This window comes from Dolosigranulum pigrum ATCC 51524, from assembly GCF_000245815.1.
Classification (GTDB): Bacteria; Bacillota; Bacilli; order Lactobacillales; family Carnobacteriaceae_A; genus Dolosigranulum; species Dolosigranulum pigrum.
On sequence record NZ_JH601103.1, the window covers coordinates 917,822 to 942,204 of the forward strand.

25 protein-coding genes, 1 tRNA gene and 1 other RNA gene are annotated in these 24,383 nt (G+C 41.0%); 21 read left to right on the plus strand and 6 right to left on the minus strand.

The features are described 5' to 3' along the window. The first annotated feature begins 22 nt into the window (after positions 1-22). The 4 genes from HMPREF9703_RS04235 (at position 23) to folP (ending at position 3,470) form a co-directional block, all read left to right on the plus strand. Entirely contained in the window at positions 23-370 is a 348-nt protein-coding gene (locus HMPREF9703_RS04235) for a cation:proton antiporter subunit C (protein WP_004635894.1), read from the plus strand. Beyond that, positions 370-1,968 (plus strand): complex I subunit 5 family protein, encoded by a 1,599-nt coding sequence (locus tag HMPREF9703_RS04240; protein WP_004635895.1) that lies wholly within the window; start codon positions 370-372, stop codon positions 1,966-1,968. The genes HMPREF9703_RS04235 and HMPREF9703_RS04240 overlap by 1 nt, the downstream gene beginning before the upstream one ends. A gap of 101 nt (positions 1,969-2,069) precedes the next feature. Then, positions 2,070-2,495, plus strand: coding sequence for a Fur family transcriptional regulator (locus HMPREF9703_RS04245; protein ID WP_004635896.1), 426 nt, complete (start codon positions 2,070-2,072; stop codon positions 2,493-2,495). A gap of 39 nt (positions 2,496-2,534) precedes the next feature. Further along, positions 2,535-3,470 carry a dihydropteroate synthase gene (gene folP, locus HMPREF9703_RS04250; RefSeq protein WP_004635897.1) on the plus strand — a complete coding sequence of 312 codons (936 nt, stop codon included), beginning with the start codon at positions 2,535-2,537 and terminating at the stop codon, positions 3,468-3,470. 202 nt (positions 3,471-3,672) lie between these two features. Here folP and HMPREF9703_RS04255 read toward each other — a convergent pair. Next, positions 3,673-3,759: transfer RNA gene (locus HMPREF9703_RS04255), tRNA-Ser, on the minus strand. Positions 3,760-3,818: 59 nt separating this feature from the next. On the opposite strand from HMPREF9703_RS04255, the gene HMPREF9703_RS04260 reads away from it, so the two are divergent. Beyond that, positions 3,819-4,070 carry a hypothetical protein gene (locus HMPREF9703_RS04260; protein ID WP_004635898.1) on the plus strand — a complete coding sequence of 84 codons (252 nt, stop codon included), beginning with the start codon at positions 3,819-3,821 and terminating at the stop codon, positions 4,068-4,070. A 102-nt stretch (positions 4,071-4,172) separates the two neighbouring features. Here HMPREF9703_RS04260 and HMPREF9703_RS04265 read toward each other — a convergent pair whose 3' ends face one another. Beyond that, positions 4,173-6,521: a transglycosylase domain-containing protein gene (locus HMPREF9703_RS04265; protein ID WP_004635899.1), complete on the minus strand. Its 2,349-nt coding sequence runs from the start codon at positions 6,519-6,521 to the stop codon at positions 4,173-4,175. A 33-nt stretch (positions 6,522-6,554) separates the two neighbouring features. After that, the gene (recU, locus tag HMPREF9703_RS04270; protein ID WP_004635900.1) at positions 6,555-7,169 is read right to left on the minus strand and encodes a Holliday junction resolvase RecU; all 615 of its coding nucleotides are present in this window, start codon (positions 7,167-7,169) and stop codon (positions 6,555-6,557) included. A gap of 75 nt (positions 7,170-7,244) precedes the next feature. Here recU and HMPREF9703_RS04275 point away from each other — a divergent pair, with 75 nt between their 5' ends. From HMPREF9703_RS04275 to groL, 7 genes are all read left to right on the plus strand, one after another. Then, positions 7,245-7,796: an SLOG family protein gene (locus HMPREF9703_RS04275; RefSeq protein WP_004635901.1), complete on the plus strand. Its 552-nt coding sequence runs from the start codon at positions 7,245-7,247 to the stop codon at positions 7,794-7,796. Positions 7,797-7,879: 83 nt separating this feature from the next. After that, positions 7,880-8,215, plus strand: coding sequence for a cell division regulator GpsB (gene gpsB, locus HMPREF9703_RS04280; RefSeq protein WP_004635902.1), 336 nt, complete (start codon positions 7,880-7,882; stop codon positions 8,213-8,215). A gap of 42 nt (positions 8,216-8,257) precedes the next feature. Then, an RNA gene (rnpB, locus tag HMPREF9703_RS08750) (RNase P RNA component class B) lies at positions 8,258-8,621 on the plus strand. A gap of 98 nt (positions 8,622-8,719) precedes the next feature. Next, positions 8,720-9,379 (plus strand): PIN domain-containing protein, encoded by a 660-nt coding sequence (locus tag HMPREF9703_RS04285; protein ID WP_112790140.1) that lies wholly within the window; start codon positions 8,720-8,722, stop codon positions 9,377-9,379. 185 nt (positions 9,380-9,564) lie between these two features. After that, entirely contained in the window at positions 9,565-10,692 is a 1,128-nt protein-coding gene (locus HMPREF9703_RS04290; RefSeq protein WP_004635904.1) for a THUMP domain-containing class I SAM-dependent RNA methyltransferase, read from the plus strand. Between the two features lie 225 nt (positions 10,693-10,917). Then, entirely contained in the window at positions 10,918-11,205 is a 288-nt protein-coding gene (gene groES / locus HMPREF9703_RS04295) for a co-chaperone GroES (protein WP_004635905.1), read from the plus strand. Between the two features lie 34 nt (positions 11,206-11,239). After that, positions 11,240-12,880 carry a chaperonin GroEL gene (groL, locus tag HMPREF9703_RS04300; RefSeq protein WP_004635906.1) on the plus strand — a complete coding sequence of 547 codons (1,641 nt, stop codon included), beginning with the start codon at positions 11,240-11,242 and terminating at the stop codon, positions 12,878-12,880. A 94-nt stretch (positions 12,881-12,974) separates the two neighbouring features. Here the strand turns inward: groL and HMPREF9703_RS08605 are convergent, their stop codons facing one another. Further along, the gene (locus HMPREF9703_RS08605; protein WP_004635907.1) at positions 12,975-13,616 is read right to left on the minus strand and encodes a CAP domain-containing protein; all 642 of its coding nucleotides are present in this window, start codon (positions 13,614-13,616) and stop codon (positions 12,975-12,977) included. A 529-nt stretch (positions 13,617-14,145) separates the two neighbouring features. Here HMPREF9703_RS08605 and HMPREF9703_RS04310 point away from each other — a divergent pair. From HMPREF9703_RS04310 to HMPREF9703_RS04320, 3 genes are read left to right on the plus strand one after another with little or no spacing between them, the layout of a single operon-like run. Further along, positions 14,146-14,394, plus strand: coding sequence for a hypothetical protein (locus HMPREF9703_RS04310; protein WP_004635908.1), 249 nt, complete (start codon positions 14,146-14,148; stop codon positions 14,392-14,394). Between the two features lie 49 nt (positions 14,395-14,443). Next, positions 14,444-14,671, plus strand: coding sequence for a hypothetical protein (locus HMPREF9703_RS04315; protein WP_004635909.1), 228 nt, complete (start codon positions 14,444-14,446; stop codon positions 14,669-14,671). 42 nt (positions 14,672-14,713) lie between these two features. After that, positions 14,714-14,917: a hypothetical protein gene (locus HMPREF9703_RS04320; RefSeq protein WP_004635910.1), complete on the plus strand. Its 204-nt coding sequence runs from the start codon at positions 14,714-14,716 to the stop codon at positions 14,915-14,917. A 56-nt stretch (positions 14,918-14,973) separates the two neighbouring features. Here the strand turns inward: HMPREF9703_RS04320 and alr are convergent, their stop codons facing one another. Further along, positions 14,974-16,095 carry an alanine racemase gene (alr, locus tag HMPREF9703_RS04325; RefSeq protein ID WP_004635911.1) on the minus strand — a complete coding sequence of 374 codons (1,122 nt, stop codon included), beginning with the start codon at positions 16,093-16,095 and terminating at the stop codon, positions 14,974-14,976. Between the two features lie 117 nt (positions 16,096-16,212). Here alr and HMPREF9703_RS04330 point away from each other — a divergent pair, with 117 nt between their 5' ends. The 4 genes from HMPREF9703_RS04330 to HMPREF9703_RS04345 are packed head-to-tail and all read left to right on the plus strand — an operon-like array spanning position 16,213 to position 21,134. After that, positions 16,213-17,505, plus strand: a complete 1,293-nt coding sequence (locus HMPREF9703_RS04330) for an HlyC/CorC family transporter (RefSeq protein ID WP_004635912.1) — start codon at positions 16,213-16,215, stop codon at positions 17,503-17,505. 22 nt (positions 17,506-17,527) lie between these two features. Next, complete coding sequence (locus HMPREF9703_RS04335; RefSeq protein ID WP_004635913.1) at positions 17,528-18,283, plus strand: acyl-[acyl-carrier-protein] thioesterase; 756 nt, start codon at positions 17,528-17,530, stop codon at positions 18,281-18,283. 16 nt (positions 18,284-18,299) lie between these two features. Beyond that, positions 18,300-19,667 carry a PTS transporter subunit EIIC gene (locus HMPREF9703_RS04340; RefSeq protein ID WP_004635914.1) on the plus strand — a complete coding sequence of 456 codons (1,368 nt, stop codon included), beginning with the start codon at positions 18,300-18,302 and terminating at the stop codon, positions 19,665-19,667. A 15-nt stretch (positions 19,668-19,682) separates the two neighbouring features. Beyond that, complete coding sequence (locus HMPREF9703_RS04345; protein ID WP_004635915.1) at positions 19,683-21,134, plus strand: glycoside hydrolase family 32 protein; 1,452 nt, start codon at positions 19,683-19,685, stop codon at positions 21,132-21,134. Between the two features lie 60 nt (positions 21,135-21,194). Here the strand turns inward: HMPREF9703_RS04345 and HMPREF9703_RS04350 are convergent, their stop codons facing one another. Continuing rightward, the gene (locus HMPREF9703_RS04350) at positions 21,195-21,821 is read right to left on the minus strand and encodes an MBL fold metallo-hydrolase (protein WP_040376942.1); all 627 of its coding nucleotides are present in this window, start codon (positions 21,819-21,821) and stop codon (positions 21,195-21,197) included. 286 nt (positions 21,822-22,107) lie between these two features. Between HMPREF9703_RS04350 and HMPREF9703_RS04355 the strand changes: the two genes are divergently transcribed. Together HMPREF9703_RS04355 and HMPREF9703_RS04360 are read left to right on the plus strand one after the other, a co-directional pair. Continuing rightward, the gene (locus tag HMPREF9703_RS04355) at positions 22,108-23,361 is read left to right on the plus strand and encodes a dicarboxylate/amino acid:cation symporter (RefSeq protein WP_004635917.1); all 1,254 of its coding nucleotides are present in this window, start codon (positions 22,108-22,110) and stop codon (positions 23,359-23,361) included. Between the two features lie 56 nt (positions 23,362-23,417). Continuing rightward, complete coding sequence (locus HMPREF9703_RS04360) at positions 23,418-24,359, plus strand: NAD-dependent epimerase/dehydratase family protein (protein WP_004635918.1); 942 nt, start codon at positions 23,418-23,420, stop codon at positions 24,357-24,359. The last annotated feature ends 24 nt before the right edge of the window (positions 24,360-24,383 follow it).

Here is a 24,383-nt window from a genome sequence, read left to right on the forward strand (position 1 = left end):
AAATGGAAAGAAGTGAGTAATAATGGAATGGTTTAATGGTCAAACAGTCGGCATCATTCTATTTTTTATTGGTTTATTTGGTTTGATGACAAAGAAGACGATTATTAAAACCATTGTGTCCATGTCCGTCATGGAATCCGGTATTTATTTGTTTTATATTAATATTAATTATTCACGGGGAAGTGTCCCGCCAATCGGTCAAATTACCAGTGAAGTGGTAGCTGATCCGGTACCTAGTGCATTAATGATTACATCAATTGTGATTGGTATGGGAGTTACAGCAATTGCACTGACGATGTTTATGCACTATAAGAAAAAATATGGGATAACCTACTGGAATAATCATCAGAATGAAAGTGAGGGGCATTGATGGCATTATATTGGTTTGTACTGGCGCCTGTTCTGTTAGGGATGATATCTTTTGTGATTCATGAGAAGCTAAGAGCCCCTTTATTAATAACGTGCCAACTCGGATTTATTTGGTTTGCTGTATCTGTTTTTTTAACTGTAAAAGAAGAAGGAAAAGTGTTGTGGAATGCAGGAGGATATGAAGATGGATTAGCTCTTAGCCTGTATGCGGATCATTTAGCTATTTTCTTAGTGTCGATGACGACTATTTTTATGTTGTTTTTTATTATATATAGTATCGGCCAACCTTATTTTCAAGGGCAATTCACATTTTTGTATATGGTTTTACAAGGTGTGATGCATGGATTATTTTTGTCGAGTGATTTGTTTAATATTTTTATTTTTCTAGAAGTAGCTACTGTCGTCGTAGCGATTCTGATTATGATTAATAAGGAAAAACAAGCCATTTATGATGGGATGATTTATTTTTTCGTTAATGTCATTGGGACCTCTTTTTTACTACTAGGTATTGGGATGATTTATCATACATTTGGTTTACTGGATATTCGCTATATTAAGGAAGCCATGCCATTGTTAGAAAATCCAAAGTCGATGATTTTGCCATTCTCATTGATGATGGTTACAGTTTCTTTAAAATCAGCTTTGACGCCACTCTTTAGTTGGTTGCCTAAAGCTCATGGAACACCTAGTGCGCCGCCCGTAGTATCGGCTATTTTATCTGGAGTTTACATTAAAACAGGGGTGTATTTATTTATTCGGTTCAATGAGATGTATGCCCCCATTTTGGATATAACGCCATTCTTTTTCTGGGTAGGTTTTATTACATCGGTTGTTGGCTTTATGATGGCACTTGGTCAACATGATATCAAGTTAATTCTCGCTTACCATACAGTATCTCAAGTGGGTCTGATTATGATGGGTCTGAATATGCAAGCTGATATTGCTTATTGGGGAGCGATTTTTCATATATTAAATCATGGGATCTTCAAGTCAACGCTCTTCTTAACAGCGGGTATCGTCTATGAGGAATATGGGACGCGCGATGTGTTCAAAATTCGTGGCGTACTCAGACGGATGCCTCTAGTCGGAATTGCAATGGGATTATCTGTGCTGGGTATTATGGGGGCGCCGTTCTTTAATGGTTCTATCTCCAAATATATGATTGCGCACGGAACATACGATTATGGAATGACATTATTGTTAAATTTGACGAATTTAGGAACGATTATGTCCTTTGTTAAATATGGGACAATGCTATTTGGACGCTCAGATGTTGAACTAACGGGTACAACTAAATGGCCAGCTAAGCTATCATCTTTTGTCTTAGGAATTGCCTCTCTACTGACTGGAATCTATGCTGTAACGTTAACAGATGTACTACTGAATTATCAGGTGCAGGTAGATGCAGCGGAGTATAACCAAAAAACAATGGTGTTCTTCTTAATGGTTATTGCAGGTATAGCTTTTTACAATGGCATTATTAAGCGAGGGAGCTTCTTGGAAGAAATGGGGCACTTCGAATTGTCGTTCAATACGATTATTACAGTGATGGTGAGTTACTTTATTATTCTAGTCGGCTACCTAAATTTTGTCTTATAGAGGAAAATAACGAGTTGCATGACGTATGAAGATTGAATTTTTGACAGATAAACGATATGATGGATCAGTAAGCATCAAGGATTAGAGAAGGAACGATTCAGATGAACCCAAAAGTAGAAGACTGTATAAACCATTTAAAAGAGCATCATGTTCGAATTACCCCCCAACGTCATGCTATATTGACTTATTTAATTGAGACGCATAATCACCCGACCGCAGATGATATTTATCAAGCACTCGTGAGTGATTTTCCTAGTATGAGCGTGGCGACTGTCTACAATAATTTGCGGTTATTGATGGATATGAATATCGTGACCGAGTTGAAGTATGGAGATACATCGAGTCGCTTTGATTTTGTCGGGGAAAGACATTATCATGCTATTTGTTCAATCTGCGGAAAAATTAAGGATATTCATTATCCTGGACTCGATGATGTCGAGTTAGTGACGAGCACCTTAACGGGGTATGATGTGTCCTCTCATCGTCTAGAAATTTACGGGGTGTGCCCGGACTGTCAATCGCGTTAAGAGCGGTGTGAGATAAATATAATTTAAGGAGGAAGGAATATGTCACAGCCAAGAGAGACCATACTGTGTGGAATTATTAATGCAACCCCAGATTCATTCTCGGACGGTGGGAAGTTCAATGAGGTGGAGAAAGCCGTTGAACGCGCCGGCGTATTAATTGCTGACGGGGCAAGCATGCTGGATATCGGTGGAGAATCAACCCGACCAGGATCTGACTCAGTAGATGATCAAGAAGAAATTGAGCGAATTGTCCCAATTATAAAAGCGATTAAAGCAACATATGATGTGACGATTTCAGTGGATACGTGGAAATCCCATGTTGCTCGAGCAGCAGTGGAGGCGGGGGCCGATATTATTAATGATATTACAGGCTTACTAGGAGACGCTGAGATGGCTCGAACAGCTCAGGAATTAGGGGTAAAGGTCATTGCGATGTTTAACCCAATTATCGCTCGACCTAATAATAACAACTCCAAAAAATTTCGTCAATTTGGCTCTAACCAGCCTTTCAGTTCAGCAGAGATTGAGCAATTAGAAGCTTTGGATATTGTCAGTTGTATGATGCGCTATTTTGAAAAAACACTAGATTACGCCCAGGAAGCCGGATTAGCTAGCGAACATATTCTACTTGATCCAGGCATTGGCTTCGGTATGACCAAGCGAGAGAATTATCAGTTGTTGCAGTCGCTAGATGTTATGACAGAAGTTGGTTACGATATTTTCCTCGGTGTATCGCGCAAACGATTTATTGTCAATACACTTGATACAGCAGGGATTAATGTGGATACGGATACAGAAGATGGGTTTTTTAACCGTGATCTAGGTTCAGCCATGATCTCAGCGATCGCCGCGTATAAAGGGGTTCGTATCTTAAGAGTACACACAGTTGCTGAACATCGCATAGCCGTATTGATGGCAGATCATATCACTCATGCTGATCATATTGGTGATGTTGAATTTGAAAGCTATCGTTAGTTAGTATAATAGCAGTATAAAAACGCCTAGCATAGTTAGTTAGGCGTTTTGTAGCTATTTATCTGCTTAGGATGTCTGATGCTATTAAAAGATATCATTAATATGATTAAACCAAATAAAAAAAGACTATCTAGAAATACTTTAACAAGAAGATTTCTAGATAGTCTAATGACTTATTGTGTACTGAGATAAGTACTAAAAACGGAGGACAAGGGATTCGAACCCTCGATACGGTAATCCGTATACTCGCTTTCCAAGCGAGCCCCTTAAGCCACTCGGACAATCCTCCATGAACTAACCACATACAATTATAGCAATCCGGATAAAAGAAGTCAAGGAGATGATGAAATGAAACGGAATAACGGGACAATTTTATTTGTAATGGGACTGATCATTGTGGCACTAGGTGTTTATTTGACGCAATATGATACGATAATGGGCGTATTAGCAGCTGGAGTCGGTCTGTTTACAGTGATTAACAGTTTCAATGTTAGAAAAGGAGAAGATTCCCCAGTTAATCGATGGGCGAAGAAGCGCCATGATAAGGAATTAGAGAAACTCAGAGAAGAGGAAAAGCAGAAAAATACTGGTCGTAAATAAATGAATTGTTAAGAGAAAACCCCTTTTGAAAGTCAGGACAATGCTGACTTTCAAAAGGGGTCTTTGTTTTATGATTTAAGGGTGAAATCTTGTCCTATTTGGTTAGTTGTTACCACCGGCACCTCCTGATCCAGAGGTTTGTGGTTCTTGTGCGCCTTGGCTATTTTGGTCATTTGGATCGTTTGGTTGAGTGCCAGGTTGTTGGCCACTACCTTCTTCATCGATAGGATCAGTTGGATTTTGTTCATTATTATCTTTATTATCTTCTTCAGAATCCTCTTTATCTTTTTCGTCTTCATCGGTTATTTGCGGTTCAGTCGGCTGTGGCTGAACGGGTGCTGGAGCGACAGATTGTGGTTCTGTACCTGCGACGAATAGCTCTGTTGTGATACTAGAGAATGGGGTTGAGCGGTTCGGTAGTTGAGCGGGACTTGATCCACTCACTACATTGACTTCAGATACTGAGTCGGGTTTGATCCAGTCGGTATTTTCGGTTGTTTGGGCCAGTTGGTTCATAATGGCACTATAGTAATAGAGGGGCAAGTTATGAGTTGTATCACCGAATATTAACTGGTTCCCTTCCTTGAATGGCTCATCATAACCAACCCATGTAGAAATGACAAAATCTTGGGTGTAACCCACATACCATGAATCAGGAATAAGTCCCATGCCTCGAGGAAGATTGTACTCTTCAAATTGTTCATCTGTAAAGTTTGTCGTTCCCGTTTTACCAGCATGATAAATTCCTGGAACATTTATTTCAGGACGAGCTTCTGGAACACCTTTTAGCATATCGGTCATCATGTAAGCTGTATAATCTTCCATTGCCCGAGTACTTTCGGGTGTCATATCGATTTCTTGACCGCGCTGTGTGACCACTTTATTAACAGTGTGTGGCTCAGTATAGATTCCTTCGTTAGCGAAGGCACTGTATGCACCGGCAAGTTGAAGCGGCGTCATACTACCGTCAATTGAGTTAGAAGGAACTAGTCCGTTTGCACCAGATATTTCTTTAGGATCGAGACCAAGCTTAGAAACAAATGCTTCGACATTTTCGATATTCATATAATCATTCATTATTTTGGCTGCGGGTATGTTACGTGATTGGACCAATGCTTCGCGCATACTCATTTGGCCGAGATATTGATTATCATAGTTGTTGAAGTTCCAGTTTGAGCCAGCTGGAGAGTAGGGTTCATCTACAATTTGTTCATGGGTTGAGTATTGGTTGTATTCAATTGCCGGGCCGTAACTGGTAATGGGTTTAATGGTTGAACCAACATTTCGTCTATTTTTTGTTGCTCGGTTGTAAGACAGTTGCCCTTGTAAGTTACGTCCGCCAAGAATTCCTAAGATTTCACCGTTATTTGGATTAACAACGCTGATGGCTGTTTGGATATCACTATCAATGCTGATGTAATCTTCACTATGTGCTACATCGTGAAGAATTTGTTGGACAGAACTATCGTAGTTGGTGTGAATTTCTAGCCCAGCTTTATATGGATCAAAGTCAGTCTTCTCATAGACTTCATCCAATACTGCTGAGAGATAACTGTCGAATAGTGTATCTTCATCAGTTTGTTCAACTTTTTCTTGTAAGCCTTGTTCGATCGGAATAGCTTGTGCTTGTTCCATTTGTTCTTTAGTGATTTTGTCATTGTTGTACATCGCAGCTAACACTTCATCGCGGCGCTGTTTAGCGCGTTCCGGTTCGGTGTATGGGTTATAGCTATTTGGTGATTGGGGCATACCAGCAAAGAGGGCTGCTTCATGGAGCTCGAGTTCACTGACATGTTTGCCATAGTATTCTTTGGCCGCTGTTCCCATGCCGTAGACATTTCCAGCCATGTGTACTTTATTTAAGTAAAGGGTCATAATTTGTTCTTTGGATAAGCGGCGTTCCAATTGCATGGATAGCCAAATCTCTTGTGATTTTCGTTCGATGGTTTGGTCTTCACGTAGAGTTGAGAAGACAGAGAGTTTCACGAGTTGTTGGGTGATCGTGCTCCCTCCACTAACAATCTCACCTGCACGTAAGTAATCGACAGCTGCTCGACCAATTCCGATAAAGTCGAAACCATTATGTGAATCAAAACGTTGATCTTCAATAGACTTCACCGCATCTGTCAAGAGTTCCGGATATTCTTCTGCTGAAGCGAACTCCCGGCTATCCGTGCCAAGACGGTAAAATTCATGACCATCTTTATCCACTAAGCTGGAATAATAGGCACCGTATAAATCGTCATCCGTTAATTCGGGAGCCCCCTGAGCATGGTAGAGGAATAATCCCCCACCTGAGATAAGTACAAGCATAATGGCTGCAAATATTACGAGCAATCCACGTTTTAGCCAGAGATTTAAAGCGGATGTATGCGCTACTTTTCGTTTTGGTTTCTTTTGGTGGTTCTTTTTTTGTCGTCTTGATTGTCTTGAGTAATTTTTATCGCTCATATAGTTGTTCTCCTTTTTGAAAATTAAAGCGTCTTACATTGTTGATATGAATTCGTCCACAGCCTGTAAGAAAGGAATTTGCGGGGCATAACCGAGTGAAATAGGATATCCTTCCGTCTCAAAAATGGTGAGAGGAATAGATTTTCGTCCACCTGCTAAGTGATCTTCCCAGTAATCAATAAAATATTGCGCATCTAGTAAGTAAAGTTGTCTTAGATGAGAAAAATAAACAAGAACAAAAACAATGCCACCTTGCTCTAAGCAGTGCTGCATATGTCTAATTTGGTGTTCATGAAAATTAGATAAGGGGAAAGATGTTTTGTTTTTAGTTTCCTTGGCTTCAAAATCTAAATAATAGCCCCGGTATACACCGTTATAATCAGTGGTGGAGGCTCTTTTGAAGTACGCTTCGGTAATTTTAGCGGCACTTCGCCTCGGGTAATCTACATTGACGATCTGAACAGGCGTCGGTTTCTTGTGCAGAACAGCTTGTCCCGTCTCGCGATAGTACTTAATCGAAGCATTAATCATACGCTCAAGCGTCATTCCGCGATTACTATAAGTCATTGTTTTTGGTTTGACTTGCAAATGTCTTCTTTTTTTGTCATGCTTACTGTGGTAGGGTTCACCATTGGGATAGTTTACCACGAAATACTCACTCCCATCAATCGTGTTATCCTTAATAGTTTAACAAACTTGGGCAAAATAAAAAAGAGGGATTTTATGATAAAACGATTATTTGTTAGTGGCTATCGGTCTTACGAATTGGGAATCTTCTCTGAAGACGATGGTAAGCTATTTTTTGTGAAAGAATTTTTGAAGGCAAGTCTTAGCCAGTATATCCAAAATGGGTTAGAATGGGTGATCACGAGTGGTCAGTTAGGTATTGAGTTATGGACAGCAGACGTTGTAGAGGAATTACGGGAAGAGTATCCTAATCTGCAATTGGGATTGTTGTTGCCGTATCAAGAATATGGCAATAGTTGGAACGAAAAGAATCAATTACTGTTGCAAAAAGCAATTGAGCAGGCAGATTATATGAACTATACTTCTCATGAGCCGTATAAACACGGGGGGCAATTAAGTGGGAATGCGCAATTTATTTTAAATAACACGGATGGTTTACTGTTGATTTATGATAATGAATATGAAGGAAAATCTAGTTACTTGTATGAACAAGTGAAAGCCCATCAGGAGGCGCATGATTATTTGCTTGATCAGATCTATATGGATGATTTACAATCATTTGTGGCTGATTATCAAGAGAGGAATTAAGCGGAAATCCTTCACTTTTTGGGCGAGTTCTGGTATGATATGAGTGATGACATTTTACAGAAGAAGATAAAGAGGTGCTATGAATGGTCAATACAGAATTAAATCAAAAACAAATCTTTGAAAAAGAATTTTCGAAATCAATGCGTGGATATAATCCGGAAGAAGTGGATGAATTCCTAGATATTATTATGCGCGATTATAAAGTATTTGATGATAAGATCGAAGACTTGAAGAAGGAAATCGCGTCACTGGAGGAACAATTAGCTCAGAAACCAGCGCCACAACCGCAACCGGCTGCGCCAGCTGAACCGAAGCAACCATCAAGCCAGATGATGGCCACCAATATTGATATCTTGAAGCGTATTTCGAACTTAGAACATCATGTCTTCGGAGCGAAGATGGAGAACGGTGACAACTAAGTTTATAATTAAGTGATGATATTTTTAAATAAGAACTGTATTCTTTACGGATAATTGCGCACTTGCTAGACAAGTGTGAGGAAAGTCCATGCTTGCACAGGCTGCGATGCCTGTAGTGTTCGTGCGTAGTGAAATCATAAGCTACGGCCCTGAATAGGTGACGGCAGATAAACAGACTAAGGTTCGCTATGTCTAAGTAGTCTTGAAAAGTGCCACAGTGACGAAGCGCCTAGAGAAATCTTGGCGGTGGAACGGGTAAACCCCTCGAGCAAGCAACTCAAACATAATGGTAGAGGCACTTCCAAAGCAGAAATGAATGATGCGGAAGATAGGTAACACTATAGACAGATGATTATCTCGAAGAAACGGGCCTAGCGTTTCTTTAGACAGAACATGGCTTATAGTGAAGGATACAATTAGGTCAATTGATCCTCCCATGTGGTTGCACTGGGAGGATTTTATTCGATAAAAAACGAAAAATAATTAGAATAGGAAAGGAATGATGTGGTGAATTTTATTCAACGTATGGTGCACAAACCCAAAAGTATTACACTAGTTGATTACGAAAATATCTCTAAAAAATTTATTAGTTATTGCGAGGAGTTAACGAAGCGCGATTATTGCTTTGTTTTTTATTCCAAGGCGGATAACACGATGCAATTCGAAAAAGTGAATGAATTGTTGCAATTGGATTGTAAAGTGGAGTTCATTCAGGTGATTAATGGCTCGGCGAATGCATTAGACTTCCAGATGAGTTCTTATTTAGGATATTTTTTGCAAGAATTTCCGAAGAGTCAATTCGTCTTACTCAGCAATGATAAAGGATTCGATCCGGTTGTTAAACATTGGATTACAAAGGGCTATAATGTGCGACAAGACTTTTTATCGCTAAGAAATGATCCACCGAAGTCTAGTTCAGCTCACCATAAGCCAGCGCCAACGCCTAAACAACCTAAACACCACCCACAAAAGACACGTCTGGATCAGGTGATTTATAATATTGTGGGGAGTAATGTGAAACCGGCAGATCGGTCAAAAGTGAAAGGAATTTTTTATGCGAGTCAATCAAAAGATGAGCTACGCCATAAATTATACGATGCCTTTGGACCTGATCGAGGAAGTAGTTACTATAAATATTTAAGAGATCAAATGGATCATAAATAAGTTGTCATCATCACGCTGTTATCGCAATATTATATGTCATGATAATATTGTCCACTATTTTGGAGATAATATATTTGAGCAGATCAAGCAAATATATTATGCGAGTTTAGCTAAGGCGGGATAACGACAATGTGTTAAATAGCAAGTTATATGATAAGACCTTGAATAGGAGGCTTCAATAAACAGTGAATCAATTTAATTTATTAGCAACATGTGCCAGTGGAGTAGAAGGATTAGTCGGGGATGAATTACGCGACTTAGGATATGAGGTAGAGGTTGAGAATGGTCGTGCCCGATTCTCAGGCCGGAAGCACGATATCGCGCGAGCGAATTTATGGTTGCGGATTGCCGACCGTGTGAAGATTATTATCGGAGAGTTCGAAGCACGGGATTTTGATAGTTTATTCGAACAGACAAAAGCATTACCGTGGGAAGACTATATTCCACTTGATGGCGCCTTTCCCGTTGCGGGGAAATCACAGAAATCTAAACTCTATAGTGTGCCAGACGTGCAACGGATCGTTAATAAAGCAGTCGCTACGCGTTTGCAGGAAGCTTACCATAAGCGAGGTCGCTTGCCAGAGTCAGGTGCGACTTATCCGCTTGAAGTCGCGATTAATAAAGATAAAGTACTGATAACCCTTGATACAACAGGAGATAGTTTATTCAAGCGGGGCTACCGTACGGGCAAAGGTGATGCACCGCTGAAGGAGAATTTAGCAGCAGCGCTCATTGCACTGACAACGTGGTTCCCTGATAAACCATTCGTTGATCCGACATGTGGTTCCGGTACGATTCCAATTGAAGCAGCGCTCATTGGTCATAATATTGCGCCCGGATTTAATCGCTCCTTCCTCTGTGAAGCTTGGAGCTGGATGCCAGCAGAATTATGGCAAAAAGTTCGTCAAGAAGCAGATGAAGCCGCTAATTATGATGTCGAACTTGATATTAGTGGGTTTGATATTGATCATAAGATGATTGAGATTGCGAAAGAAAACGCGATGGAAGCCGGCTTACTGCATAGTATTAACTTCAAACAAATGCAAGTAGCTGATTTCACAACGGATAAGCAGTACGGCGTTATGATTTCAAACCCACCCTATGGAAAACGAATTGGCGATCAAGCTGCCGTTGAAAAGCTCTACCGCCAACTCGGTGATGTATGGCGACCCCTTGAAACATGGAGCAAGTATATTATTACAGATGATTTAGATTTTGAAAAACACTTTGGCCAAAAAGCAACCAAACGACGAAAATTATATAATGGATACTTACGAACTGATTACTTCCAATTTTGGGGTAAACGGTCGTAACACCCTCCAGAAGGCTTGCCATTAAGCCTTCTTTTATTTTGCACGAAATAGATTTTAGAGTTTTACATCATTTTTACGTCATTATTTTCCGTTAAAAAAAGCGTGTGACTTGCAAGAAAAAGTTATCTTGCTTATAATAGTTAGTGGAGTTGGCACTCGGCACCTGTGAGTGCTAAAATCCATCAATTAAATAATGAATTAATGAATTTAAATGGAGGGAACTTTATGTTAAAGCCTTTAGGAAATCGTGTACTGCTCGAAGTGATTAAAGAAGAACAGAAAACTCAGAGTGGTTTTGTACTGCCAGAATCGGCGAAAGATAAGCCACAAACAGCACGTGTGGTGGCGGTGGGCCAAGGATGCTTATTAGATAGCGGTCAGCGCAGTGAGCCGATTGTTGCGAAGAATGATACAGTTGTCTTCGAAAAATATGCGGGAACAGAAGTAAAGGATCAAGGAAAAGATTATTTAATCGTTAATGAATCAGATATTATTGCAATTGTTGAAGGATAATATTGGTTTAATCAGGAAGGAGTTTATTTAAATTATGGCAAAAGAGATTAAATTTGCAGAAGATGCACGACAAGCGATGTTACGCGGAGTCGATAAATTAGCAGATACAGTAAAAGTGACATTAGGACCCAAAGGACGCAATGTGATTCTAGACCAATCATACGGTGCACCACAAATTACAAATGATGGTGTAACGATTGCGCGTGAAATCGAATTGGAAGATAAGTTTGAAAACATGGGGGCGCAATTAGTAGTAGAAGTTGCTAGTAAAACAAATGATATTGCTGGAGATGGAACGACTACAGCAACGGTCCTGGCACAAGCGATCGTGAATGAAGGGATGAAGAATGTCGCTGCCGGTGCAAACCCAGTCGGAATCCGTCGTGGGATCGAAACAGCTACAAATCGTGCGGTGGAAGCGTTGCGCAACTTATCAACTGATGTAAGTGATAATGAGTCAATCGAGCAAATTGCTGCGATATCATCGGGTGATGCTGAAGTAGGTAAATTCATTGCGGATGCAATGGATCGTGTCGGAAGCGATGGTGTCATCACTATTGAAGAATCACGTGGGATCGAGACTGAACTAGATGTTGTTGAAGGGATGCAGTTCGAGCGTGGTTACTTGTCACAATACATGGTAACAGACAATGAGAAGATGGAAGCCAACTTAGACAATCCGTACATTCTAATTACGGACAAGAAGATTTCTAACGTACAAGACATCTTACCCTTATTAGAAAATATCATGCAACAAAACCGACCACTCTTAATTATTGCCGATGATATTGATGGAGAAGCTCTTCCAACCTTAGTCTTGAACAAAATCCGTGGTACTTTAGATGTCACAGCAGTTAAAGCACCTGGATTTGGTGATCGTCGTAAAGGAATGTTAGAAGATATTGCGATTCTAACAGGCGGAACGGTCATCACAGAGGATCTCGGCTTAGAGTTATCTGATGCGACCATTAATGACTTAGGTGTCGCTGGAAAAGCGGTTATTACCAAAGATGACACGACGATTGTAGAAGGATCTGGGGACAAAGCGCAAATAGAAGAGCGCGTTCAATTACTCAAGAAACAAGCAGATGAGACAGAATCTAGCTATGATCAAGAGAAATTGCAAGAACGTATCGCTAAACTTGTGGGTGGTGTAGCCGTTATTAAAGTTGGTGCCCCAACGGAAACCGAAATTAAAGAACGTAAATTGCGTATTGAAGATGCGTTGAACGCTTCACGAGCAGCGGTAGCAGAAGGAATTGTTGCCGGTGGAGGAACAGCTTATATCAATATCTTGGATCAATTACGTGATATTGAAGCAGAAGGAGACGAAAAAACAGGTGTGAATATTGTTGTTCGTGCCTTAGAAGAACCTGTTCGTCAAATTGCCAAGAACTCAGGCCAAGACGGTAGCGTCATTGTAGAACGTCTGAAACAAGTGGATGAAGGGGTTGGCTTCGATGCTGTAACCGGTGAAATGGTTAATATGGTAGAAGCCGGTATTATTGATCCAACACGTGTGACACGTTCAGCGCTTCAAAATGCGGCTAGTGTGGCTGCCTTGCTGTTAACATCTGAAGCAGCAGTAGCTGACTTACCGTCTGATGATGATGGGGGTCAACCAGGTGGCATGAACCCAGGTATGGGTATGGGCGGTATGGGTGGCATGATGTAAGCCCAGCACCAACCCATTCATTCAACTGATTAAAAAAATGATAAAGAAAAGACTCCAGCTGATAGTTCAGTTGGAGTCTTTTCAAGTAAAAAAATTATTGTGGTCGACCGAATAATTGAGTAATATAGATTGCTTCCCCATCTGAAGCTACGCCAACACCAATCTCAGTAAAGCTAGGATTAATCATATTTTCGTAATGACCAGGGCTATCTACCCAGCCATTGAAAATAAGGTCAGTTACTTCTGCTTGATTTAAGCGATGATGAGTGGCCATACCTAAGTTTTCACCGATGACGGTATAATTATAGTTCGGTGCTTCTGCACTATCAGTGAAGACACTGAATGGACTTTGACCATTGGGACGCGTGTGGGAGAAAGAAGTCATCGTCTCCTGAGCTCGAATAAGTGCCCCTGTATCGAGAGAGGCTTGTTCGGTTAACTCACCAGCTCCAAGCTCGGCCCGTAGTTCATTCGTTTTTTTGATAATGTCTTGTTGGATCGTGTAGAAATCAAAGTTCTCTTCCGATGAGTCGGATAGCGTATTGATTAAAGTGGTTTGTATATTTGTCTTCGTATGTGCCGGCTGGTCCCAAGCATCTGACGTTATAGGTAAAATATCCATGACTTGTTGAATGCCATGTTCTATTTTTGAGCCAGCTAGTACATTGGATAGCGCTAACCAATAGCCAAACAAAATGAATAAAATTGCAGTAAATAGTTTGCGAATTATTCTCATAAGATATCGTCCTTTCGCTCCTCATATTATATCAGAAAAAATGCTGACTAATGAAGCTTTTGAAGAAAGAATCAGATATAAATAATGAAGGGTTTATGAACTCCTTTCTGTTACAATTGAAGGTGCAATGGTGGCGGGACTGAACAGATTGAATACTCGAGCTATTGAGCATGCTTTTACTTTATAAATGAAATGACGAAGATACTATTTATTCTAGAGATAGCATTGGAAAATTCATATAAAGTTCACAAAAAGGTAATGTTTATATGAACCATATGACTTGATTTTTTAGAAAAGGCTTGCTAACATGTAATTATAATCATTAAGAAAATGACTCAATGACTTAATTAACTTAATGATTAATCGCTCTATCTATGAGTGATTAAGCAATATATCAAGCAACTAAAACAAAAAGTCATTAAATATATATTAGAATTACCACATATTGAGAGATTTCAAAGGTAATGACTTGATTAAGTCCTAAAAAATGATATATTGGATATATGGTAATTAAAAAGGAGAGATATATATGAAAAAGCTATCTAAGTTTTTAACCGTTGTATTAGCAGCAGGAACGTTAGCAGCATGTAGTAATGGTGCGAATGATGCAACAGATGATACAAAAGTAGACGAGCCAGTTGTTGAAGAAACAGTGGAAGATCCAGCAGCAGACAATGCAATGGATGACAAAGCTGACCCAACAGATGATAAAACAGACGCTGACACTGAAGCAACTGAAGACGGCGATTGGGAAGAAAACGCAGACGACAAACAATAATTCAAATTAACTAAATTATAGGATTCACTTTTTATAAGGAGAGATACAGATGAAAAAATTATCTAAGTTTTTAACCGTTGTATTAGCAGCAGGAACGTTAGCAGCATGTAGTAATGGTGCGAATGATGCAGCAGACGATACAAAAGTAGACGAGCCAGCTGTTGAAGAAACAGTAGAAGATCCAGCAGTAGACGAAACAGTAGACCCTGCTGAAGATCCAGCAACAGATGACGCAACAGACCCTGCAGCGGATGACGCAGCAGACGACAATCAATAATTAATAAATAATAGAATTAACTTTTTAAAGGGAGAGATACAGATGAAAAAATTATCTAAGTTTTTAACAGTCGTATTAGCAGCAGGAACACTTGCAGCATGTAGTAATGGTGCAAAAGATACAGCAGAAGAACCAGCAGTAGACGAGCCAGCTGTTGAAGAAACAGTAGAAGATCCAGCAGCAGACGAAACAGTAGACCCTGCTGAAGATGCAGCAGCAGATGACGCAGCAGACGACAATCAATAATTAATTTAAGCAAAAAAAGACCGTACGGACATGTCCGTACGGTCTTTTTTTGAAAATTAGTTGTGATAAATGCGTGGGAGGCGCTGATTTAAGTTACATAGGACTTCATAGTGATAATGATTTGACATATTACAGGTATCTTCTAGATTTAAGCCACCAATTGTTTCATCACCAAACCATAAAACAGTATCTCCTACTGCGACTTCTTCTACATCAGAGACATCTAACATCAGTTGGTCCATGCAGACCCGACCAATAATGGATACGATTTGACCGCGTACTTTAAATTGACCGCCGTTCGACAGACTTCTTGGAACACCATCAGCATATCCTAGGGCAAGTGTAGCGATCTTAGTCGGCTCTTTTGTATAATGAGACCAACCATAACTTACCGGAGTATCAGCGGACACAGTTTTTATGTGAGCAATATGTGACTTAATGGTCATGATAGGACGAATATCTAGCATGCCATCCATACTCGAATCGGTGTTATACCCGTACATGCCTAGCCCAATACGCACCATATCTAGATGATAATCGGGGAAGCGAATGGTAGCACTAGAATTACAGCAGTGCTTGAATGTGAAGCGATAGCCTTGCTCTTCTAAGGCTTCAAATATGTCTCGAAAAGCATTGAATTGTTGATGGGTATATTCCGGATGATCAAGATCATCGCCATTAGCGAAGTGCGTATAAATTCCTTCAACAGTTATCCACTCTGTGTCGAGCGCTTCAAGGGTAGCTACGGCCTCTTCTAAGGAGCGCACACCAAGTCGAGCCATTCCTGTATCTACTTTTAAGTGGACAGTCACTGGAAGTTGTAATTCGCGAGCTTGTTGCGAAATAATAGTTGCTTGCGTTGGAGTGAAGATGGTCATCGTTAGCTGATTACGAATGGCTTCAGCAACATTGGCCTCATCAATAGGCGTAAAAATAAGAATGGAACTATCGGTTAAGCCAGCTTCACGTAATTCTATCCCTTCTTGTCCTAATGCTACCGCGAATCGGTTAATACCAAGTTCAGTTAATTCTTTGGCAATCATAACTGCACCATGGCCATATCCATTTGCTTTAATAACACTGGTAATAGCCGTGTCACTTGATAATAATTGTTTAAATGAATGAATATTATGAGCTAAGTTGCTAAGGTTTATCTCAGCATATGTTTCTCGTTTCATTGAATCACCTCTCATGACTGTATTATATCACTCTTGTGTGAGAAAAACACTATCGTTTTGTCTAAAAATTTATGGTATACTTATGGGGAACTGCGTACAAGGAGGAGTTATCCAGTCATGGAGTCAAGTCAGTTTTATAGTATTTTAATTTTTATTATTTGTATTATTTTATCCGCCTTTTTTTCTTCTAGTGAGACAGCTTTCACTTCAGCCAAAGCTGTTCGATTAAAAAATAAAAGTGAAGATGGTGATAAGCGAGCGGAGAAGACGTTGAAGTTACAGCAACAGTTTGAATCGTTGTTGTCTACCATTTTGATCGGGAATAATTTAGTCAATATTGCTGGTTCGGCAGTAGCGACTATATTTTTTGTGGCTATTTTTCCGACATATGGTGGGGCGATTGCTACGATTGTCACCACCTTATTGTTATTATTTTTCGGGGAGATTGCCCCGAAGTTATTGGCAAAATTAGCTCCTGAGAAAGTTGCAATGTTTTCGCAACCGGTGTTAAGTACGTTGATGTTAGTATTGAAGCCATTTATCTGGTTATTGAATAAATGGCAAAATTTGGTTAAACGATTTATTCCGGTAGATTCGGCATATACGATTAGTGAAGCGGAATTGTTATCATTCGTGGAAGAAGCTCGGGTGGAAGGAAGTATTGAGCATGATGAACATTTACTCGTCAAGGCAGCGATTGAGTTCGATGATGTGAATGTTTCTTCAATTCTAACGCCTCGGATTGATGTCGTTGGAGCGGAGATTGATGATCCGGATGAGAAGATAGAAAATATTTTTGAGCATAGTCCGTTTTCACGGCTTGTGATTTATGAAGAGACGGTAGATAATGTGATTGGTGTCTTGCATGAAAAAGACTTCCACCGATATTTGAAAGCTAAGTCACAACAAAAAGTTCACGCAACGTCGATTGTTAGTTTGTTATCAGAAGTCTTGTTCGTGCCTCCCGTTATGAAATTGTCAGATTTGTTAAGGTTGATGCAACGCAATAAGAATCATATGGCAATTATTATTGATGAGCATGGGGGAATGACGGGGATTGCCACCATGGAAGATGTCTTAGAAGAATTAGTGGGTGAGATTTGGGATGAGCGGGATGTGATTGAAGAAGAGTTTCACGTAATTGAGCCGGACCGTAAATTCTTAGTGAAGGGGACGTATTCGATTGTGAAGTTGTTTGAACGCTTCGATATCGATCCTGATGAAGAATGGTTGTCGCATACGGTCAGTGGTTTCGTGATTGAGTCGCTTGAACGGATGCCGCAGCAAGGTGATTCCTATACATGCAATCATTATAGATTTGAAGTAGTTGATGTGAAGAATCGCCGAGTGGATGAGATTATGATTACGTATGAACCAGACGTAACCGATGATGATCAAGTCGCTGAGTAACTAAAAAGAGGAGCATGTTTTTATGACGCAAGCAACATTTCGACAACAGTACACAATTCCCTATTTTTTATGCGACCGTAAGCAGACCATTCACTTGTCGATGCTGGTAAATTATATGCTGAAGGTATCTGGTGAGCAGACGGCCCAGATTGCAAGTGAACAGCAGCAAACATTTTTTCATGAACAAAATCGATCATGGATTATTTTAGCCTATGAGTTTGATATTAAGCGTCTGCCACGTCGCGATGAGACGGTAACCTTCGAGACTTATGCTTCGGAGTATAATCGCTTATTTTGTTATCGGGAGTTCAAGGTGTACGATGAGCAGGAGAATTTAATTGTGGCTACAACGGCAACCTTTGGGATTATGGACTTGACGAAGCGCAAGATTGTTCGGATTCCCGAAGCGGTTGCAGTACCCTATCAAGCAACGTATAATAAGCAAATTCGCCGAACAAACAAGCTGGAGCCACTCCAGACCGAACAAGCCTTACATAAAGCGTATCTTGTTCGGTACACCGATATTGACCAGAACAATCATGTCAATAATTCCGTCTACTTGACGTGGATGCTTGATGCGCTGGAAGCTGATTTTTTGACTAGACATGATGTGTGTTCTGGAATCATTAAGTTCGAGAAGGAGGTTAGTCAAGTGGAGCAAGTGTCGTCTTATGTTCAAATAACAATAGAAGATGACACTATTAGAACCGATCACGCCATCCAATCATCAACCGTTACAAATGCAAGGGCCAGTTTTTATTGGCAACGAAGCGTATAAATAAAGGAGAGAATTCATGGGAAAATATGATCAGACGATTCAGCAAGTATTAGATGTAGTTGGTGGACAAGATAATATTAAGACATTCGAGCACTGCGCGACACGTTTGCGTATTATCTTGAAAGATGATAGTGTCGTCGATAAAGAAAAAGCAGAAGAAATTGAATATGTAAAAGGATATTTCTTCAATACCGGTCAGCACCAATTTATCTTCGGAACAGGTACAGTCAATGATGTTTACGCGGCATTAAAAGCGGAAATTGGTGGGGGCGATGAAGAGAGTAGCCATTATAAAGATGAAGTTTATGCCAATATGTCGCCTACCCAAAAAATTGTCCGAACGCTAGCAGATATTTTAGTTCCGCTTATTCCAGCCTTGGTCACAACGGGTCTATTAATGGGGGTACGCGGGACGATTACTCAGTTTGGCGTCGAATTTACGCCGGAAGTAGCGACCTTTATTGGCGTCTTAACGGATACGGCGTTTGCTTTCTTACCCGTACTGATTGCTTATAGTGCGACGAAAAAATTCGGGGGCACACCGTTACTTGGGATCTTAGTTGGATTGATGTTAGTCAACCCTGCCTTGCCAAATGCTTGGGCAGTCGCTGGAGGAGATGCCGAGCCACTGAATGTTTTTGGGATTGACTTGATTGGCTATCAAGGGACAATTTTTCCAGCGATTATTGTCGGTTGGTTGCTTTCCAAGTTAGAAAAATGGCTAAGAACCTTTGTGCCGAAAGTTATTGACTTATTGGTTACACCATTTGTGGCTGTAACGGTCACAATGGCTGTCGTTATGCTAGGGGTTGGACCATTTATTCAATTATTTGAAGATTATGTTATTAATGGCATCATTTGGTTAATTAATGCACCCTTTGGAATTGGATATGCGGTCTTTGGTGGCTTACAACAATTAATTGTCATTACGGGTCTTCACCACTCTATTAGTATTATTGAAATTGGTTTACTGAATGATGTGGGCTACAATGTCATTCAACCACTTGCGACAGCTAGTATGGCTGGTCAGTTTGGAGCTGCATTAGGAGCCGCTTTCCTAGTGAAAAATAAAGTAAAACGAACCAATATGCTGGCGACCACGTCTTCAACTTTATTCGGAATTACAGAGCCTCTCTTATTCGGAATTAATATTCGTTCACTCCGTATTCTAGGTTCGGGGATTGCTGCCGGAGCAGTAGGTGGTGTGCTAGTCAAACTATTCAATCTGCAAGCAACAGGTATGGGGATTACGTTCTTGCCAGGTGGTTTGCTGTACGAAGGATTGGTACAGATTGGATTGTACTACTTAATGGTACTCTTAACCATGGCGGCAGGTTTTATCTTCGTCTGGGCACAGCGTCAATCGATTAAAGAGACACTTTAAAAAGAGGAGGGCATGATGACGTCACAATCTGATATTACCAAGCAGATAAGGCAAGATATGAACAGGCAGAAAGCAATAGTGGATGCGGATCCTTGGCGATTGCATTACCACTTAATGCCGGAAGTGGGGTGGCTGAATGATCCGAATGGGGCCGTTCAGTTCAATGGGACGTATCACATTTATCACCAATATGTTCCAGAAACGCCAAATGGTGGGCGGACACATTGGGGACATAAGACGTCACAAGATCTCGTTCACTTCACAGAGGAAGATATTTTCTTATCACCAACCGAATCATTTGACACGGATGGGGTCTATTCGGGCAACGCCTTCGTTCATGAGGGGCAGTTGCACTTCTTCTACACTGGGAATGTGAAGCAGCCGGGTGATCATGACTATACGTATAGTGGTCGTGAGCAAAATACGGTTCATGTGACGAGTACTGACGGGTTTTCAGTTGATTCGCGGGAAGTAGTGATTCCCCATGCAGATTATCCTGATGAGTATACAGATCATATTCGTGATCCCAAAGTTTTCCAGCATGAAGAGACATTCTATATGATTCTTGGTGCTCGTAAGCGGTCAAATACAGGAGCGATATTGTTATATGAGTCGAGTGATCTGTCCAACTGGTCGCTCAGCGGTGAATTCATCGAAGGAACTGAAGATGAAGGGTATATGTGGGAATGTCCTGATTACTTCGCAGTCGATGGACAGGATATATTGATTTTGTCTCCGCAAGGGATTTTGCCGACGACGTATCAATACCACAATCCGCATGCGGCTTGTTATATTCTTGGTGCGGTTGATTGGGATGAGGTACGGTTTGAGCGATCAACAGATTTTCGAGAGTTAGACCGTGGTTTTGACTTTTATGCACCGCAGACGTTCGAGGATGAGCACGGTCGACGCATTATGTGGGGATGGATGGGCATTGGTGATACCGAGCCGGAATATTTGAATCCGACTGTTGCACGTGGGTGGCAACATGCCTTAACGTTGCCGCGAGAACTAAGAGTGGTTGACGGTGAACTTAGACAATTGCCACTACCGGAATATAACATCTTGCGTCAGAATCATGTGACGCATCAGTGGACTGTTGATGGTCCGACTGAGATTGAGGGCTTGTCTGGAGAAGTGTATGAGATGATGATACAGCTTGAAGAAACGCCAGATGATTTCTCACTTACCTTGCGCCAAGATACGGTTATTGAGTATGCAGATGGTCTCTTAACCTTGAAGCATGGACCATCCGGATACGGCCGACGCAAGCGTCAAATCGAGTTATCAGAGCTAACGGAACTGCATCTATTCTCTGATACATCTTCGTTGGAAATCTTCATCAATCACGGCGAATATGTCCTGTCGACTCGAGTCTATCCTGAACCGGGCGAAGATCAGATCGTCTTCGCAGGTCAAGCCAAGTTAGCTATTCATAAATGGGATCTACAACGAACAACAACTTAATTACACTAAAAAGGAAGATGGCCTTCATTGCGTGAAGCCACTTCCTTTTTTAGCGTCATATTAAGCCATAAAAAATATGTTATGTTCTTTTTCGTGGGCAATGGTGGTGCTCATGCCATGACCAGGATAGATATGATAATCATCAGGTAAGGTAAGAAGTTGTTGGCGAATACTGGTCAGTAATGTTGCTTGATCGCCTCCATGTAGATCAGTGCGTCCAATGCTTTCACGGAACAAGGCATCACCAGAGATCACCACTTTATCATCAGTGAAAATATAACTTAAGCTACCCGGTGAATGACCAGGTGTGCGGCGAATATCGATCTGAAACTCCCCGATAGTTAGCTGCTCGGTCTCTTCTGGAATCAGTTGATCAGGTTGTGCGGCGGTGATATCGAAGTGGAAAAATTGACTGCCGTTCAATTCAGTAGACATCGGCCAATCTTTTTCAATCATACTTAAGTAAGTAGGAATATCATATGCTTGTCGAATAGCATCAAGCGCGCCGATATGGTCGAAGTGAGCATGCGTTAGTAAGATAGCAATGGGCTCAGCCGCTAGGGAATCAATCTTGTCTAAGATGCGTTCGGGTTCAGCCCCGGGATCAATAATGAGAAGTTGATCATTCTTCTGGACAAAATAACAATTTTCACTAGCAACGCCGGTAATTATTTTTGAGATATTCATAGTAAACATCCTTTCTCCTCTATTGTGATCTAAGAATACCATAAAAATTCCTAAAATACGATGAAAGCGGTTGAATATAAACCGATTTCATGTATAATTGAAGTGAAGCCAATGAAGAACAGCCAACGCACGACGCACTATAAATAAAGGAGGACATTCGGTATAATAAGTGAATCTTGTCACGAGTGAGATTTTCTAAGACAGGTGAGGTAGGTTGTGTAAGGGGAGTCTTTCGGTATATAATGATAGAGTTAAGATCTAAATTTAAAATAAAGGAGTGGTTGACATGTCAGATAAGAAAAAGTCGCGCGACTCACAAGAGAAGAAAAAAGGCGGTTGGGGCTTAATCGTCAAGTTACTTGTTGCGATTGCCTCTGGTATTCTAGTCGGACAATTGTCATTTTTGCCGGAAGTTATCTTACAAATCCCTATTACGTTTTCAGCGATTTTTGGTGAGATTCTAACGTTCTTTATCCCACTGATGATTGTGGGATTTATCGTGAAAGGGATTGCTGATTTATCCGATGGGGCAGGTATGTTGTTGGGCATTACGACAGGCTTAGCTTATTTATCCACGATGGTTGGTGGGTTCTTGGCTTATATTGTCGGGACCAATCTGTTCCCATTAATTATTAATTCTGGTGCTGCAGCTGAAGGAGGGATTGAAGAATTAGAGCCGCTTTTTGAGTTTCCCGTTGAGCCGATGTTTACAGTCTCGGCAGCTATTGTGTTTGCCTTTATGTTTGGGATTGCTATCTCTTGGCTCCGACATAAAAAAGGTTCAAAAGCGATGTACAATATCTTCAACGAGTTAAATGCAGCTGTCACGTTCATCTTAGAAGGATTTATTATTCCATTGCTACCCTACTTTATCTTCGGAAACTTCATTAACTTGAGTTATACGGGAGAAATCTTCAGCATGCTACTCGTCTTTGCGGGCGTATTTGTGACCATTATTGTCTTACACTGGGTACTTATTATTGGCTGGTTCATTATAGCGGGCCTATATACCGGTAAGAGTCCGTGGATGATGGTGAAGAATCAACTATCTGCTTATGTGGCTGCGCTCGGCTTGATGTCTAGTGCCGCGTCTATTCCGTTTAACTTAGAGAGTGCCCGTAAGAATGGGGTGTCGGAGCGTATTCGTGAGTTTGTTATTCCCTTCTGCGCAACAGCTCACTTAATGGGAAGTGTCTCGACGATCGTATCTTCTTTAACTGCGGTCTTAATTCTGAATGATATGCCAGTCAATATTGGTTTGATTGCTCCCTTCATTGTAGTCTTAGGTGTTGCGTTAGTCGCTGCGCCAGGTGCCCCAGGTGGAGCGATTATGTCAGCTCTTCCTTTCTTAGGATTAGTGGGAGTAGACCCGACAGGAACGATAGCGAATTTATTGATTTCGTTCTATATTACTCAAGATGGCTTCGGAACCGCTGCGAATATTACCGGGGATAATGCCCTAGCCGTTATTATTGACAAGATTTATATTGAGCGTTACGCGGCTGATGATGTAGAAGTGAAACCCGTTGAGACGGATTAAAATTATGGCTTGATTAATTAGGATCACAACTGTAAAAAATCTAAGGAGGAGATAAAATGGAACGTATATTGGTAACAGGATCATTGGGACAAATTGGAACAGCTTTAGTCGAACGTTTGCGCCAAGATTATGGTGTGGATAACGTTCTAGCGACAGATGTGAGAGAAGATATGCACTCCACAGTTGTCCAAAATGGTCGCTTCCAAGTGTTAGATGTGCTGGACGATGATGCGTTCGAACAAATCGTGAAAGATGGGAACTTCGATACGATTATCCACTTAGCCGCGATGTTGTCGGCTGTTTGTGAGAATAAACCCCAAGGCGCCTGGAACTTAAACATAGGCGGGATGATTAATGCATTGGAATTAGCTCGGATGTATGATCTTCAGTTTTTCGCCCCAAGTTCGATCGGTGCATTTGGTCCCAATACACCAAAAGATCATACCCCACAAGATACAATTCAACGACCGACCACGATGTATGGGGTCACCAAGGTCAGTGGCGAATTACTGGCAGATTATTACTATGAAAAATTTGGCGTTGATACGCGTGGGGTGCGCTTCCCCGGACTGATTAGTTATGAACAAGAACCGGGTGGCGGAACAACGGATTACGCAGTGGACATCTTCTATAAAGCACTAGCAGATGGTCAATATACGTCCTTTATCGCGGAAGGAACCAAGATGGATATGATGTATATGCCAGATGCGGTTCAAGCAATTATTGACTTAATGGAAGCCCCGGCAGAGAACTTACAGCATCGCAATGCCTTCAACGTTAGTGCGATGAGCTTTGCCCCGGAAGACATTGCAACAGCGATTAAAGCAGAAATCCCTTCCTTCGAAATGGGTTATGATGTGGATCCGGTTCGTCAAGGTATCGCTGATTCTTGGCCGAATTCACTGGATGTCTCAGCAGCTGAGAATGAGTGGGGCTTTAACCCAACCTATGATCTGAAGAAGATGGTCCGTGACATGTTAGAACATCTCAGTGAATAATTGACCCAATCGACTAAAAGGCTG

Coding starts and splice junctions, on each gene's coding strand:
- HMPREF9703_RS04360 (WP_004635918.1), top strand. CDS start 23,418: ATGGAACGTATATTGGTAACAGGATCATTGGGACAAATTGGAACAGCT.
- HMPREF9703_RS04330 (WP_004635912.1), top strand. CDS start 16,213: ATGGAGTCAAGTCAGTTTTATAGTATTTTAATTTTTATTATTTGTATT.
- HMPREF9703_RS04235 (WP_004635894.1), top strand. CDS start 23: ATGGAATGGTTTAATGGTCAAACAGTCGGCATCATTCTATTTTTTATT.
- HMPREF9703_RS04350 (WP_040376942.1), bottom strand. CDS start 21,821: ATGAATATCTCAAAAATAATTACCGGCGTTGCTAGTGAAAATTGTTAT.
- HMPREF9703_RS04240 (WP_004635895.1), top strand. CDS start 370: ATGGCATTATATTGGTTTGTACTGGCGCCTGTTCTGTTAGGGATGATA.
- HMPREF9703_RS04345 (WP_004635915.1), top strand. CDS start 19,683: ATGACGTCACAATCTGATATTACCAAGCAGATAAGGCAAGATATGAAC.
- HMPREF9703_RS04320 (WP_004635910.1), top strand. CDS start 14,714: ATGAAAAAATTATCTAAGTTTTTAACAGTCGTATTAGCAGCAGGAACA.
- gpsB (WP_004635902.1), top strand. CDS start 7,880: ATGGTCAATACAGAATTAAATCAAAAACAAATCTTTGAAAAAGAATTT.
- HMPREF9703_RS04340 (WP_004635914.1), top strand. CDS start 18,300: ATGGGAAAATATGATCAGACGATTCAGCAAGTATTAGATGTAGTTGGT.
- alr (WP_004635911.1), bottom strand. CDS start 16,095: ATGAAACGAGAAACATATGCTGAGATAAACCTTAGCAACTTAGCTCAT.
- HMPREF9703_RS08605 (WP_004635907.1), bottom strand. CDS start 13,616: ATGAGAATAATTCGCAAACTATTTACTGCAATTTTATTCATTTTGTTT.
- HMPREF9703_RS04315 (WP_004635909.1), top strand. CDS start 14,444: ATGAAAAAATTATCTAAGTTTTTAACCGTTGTATTAGCAGCAGGAACG.
- HMPREF9703_RS04245 (WP_004635896.1), top strand. CDS start 2,070: ATGAACCCAAAAGTAGAAGACTGTATAAACCATTTAAAAGAGCATCAT.
- HMPREF9703_RS04260 (WP_004635898.1), top strand. CDS start 3,819: ATGAAACGGAATAACGGGACAATTTTATTTGTAATGGGACTGATCATT.
- groES (WP_004635905.1), top strand. CDS start 10,918: ATGTTAAAGCCTTTAGGAAATCGTGTACTGCTCGAAGTGATTAAAGAA.
- HMPREF9703_RS04310 (WP_004635908.1), top strand. CDS start 14,146: ATGAAAAAGCTATCTAAGTTTTTAACCGTTGTATTAGCAGCAGGAACG.
- HMPREF9703_RS04265 (WP_004635899.1), bottom strand. CDS start 6,521: ATGAGCGATAAAAATTACTCAAGACAATCAAGACGACAAAAAAAGAAC.
- groL (WP_004635906.1), top strand. CDS start 11,240: ATGGCAAAAGAGATTAAATTTGCAGAAGATGCACGACAAGCGATGTTA.
- HMPREF9703_RS04355 (WP_004635917.1), top strand. CDS start 22,108: ATGTCAGATAAGAAAAAGTCGCGCGACTCACAAGAGAAGAAAAAAGGC.
- HMPREF9703_RS04275 (WP_004635901.1), top strand. CDS start 7,245: ATGATAAAACGATTATTTGTTAGTGGCTATCGGTCTTACGAATTGGGA.
- HMPREF9703_RS04335 (WP_004635913.1), top strand. CDS start 17,528: ATGACGCAAGCAACATTTCGACAACAGTACACAATTCCCTATTTTTTA.
- folP (WP_004635897.1), top strand. CDS start 2,535: ATGTCACAGCCAAGAGAGACCATACTGTGTGGAATTATTAATGCAACC.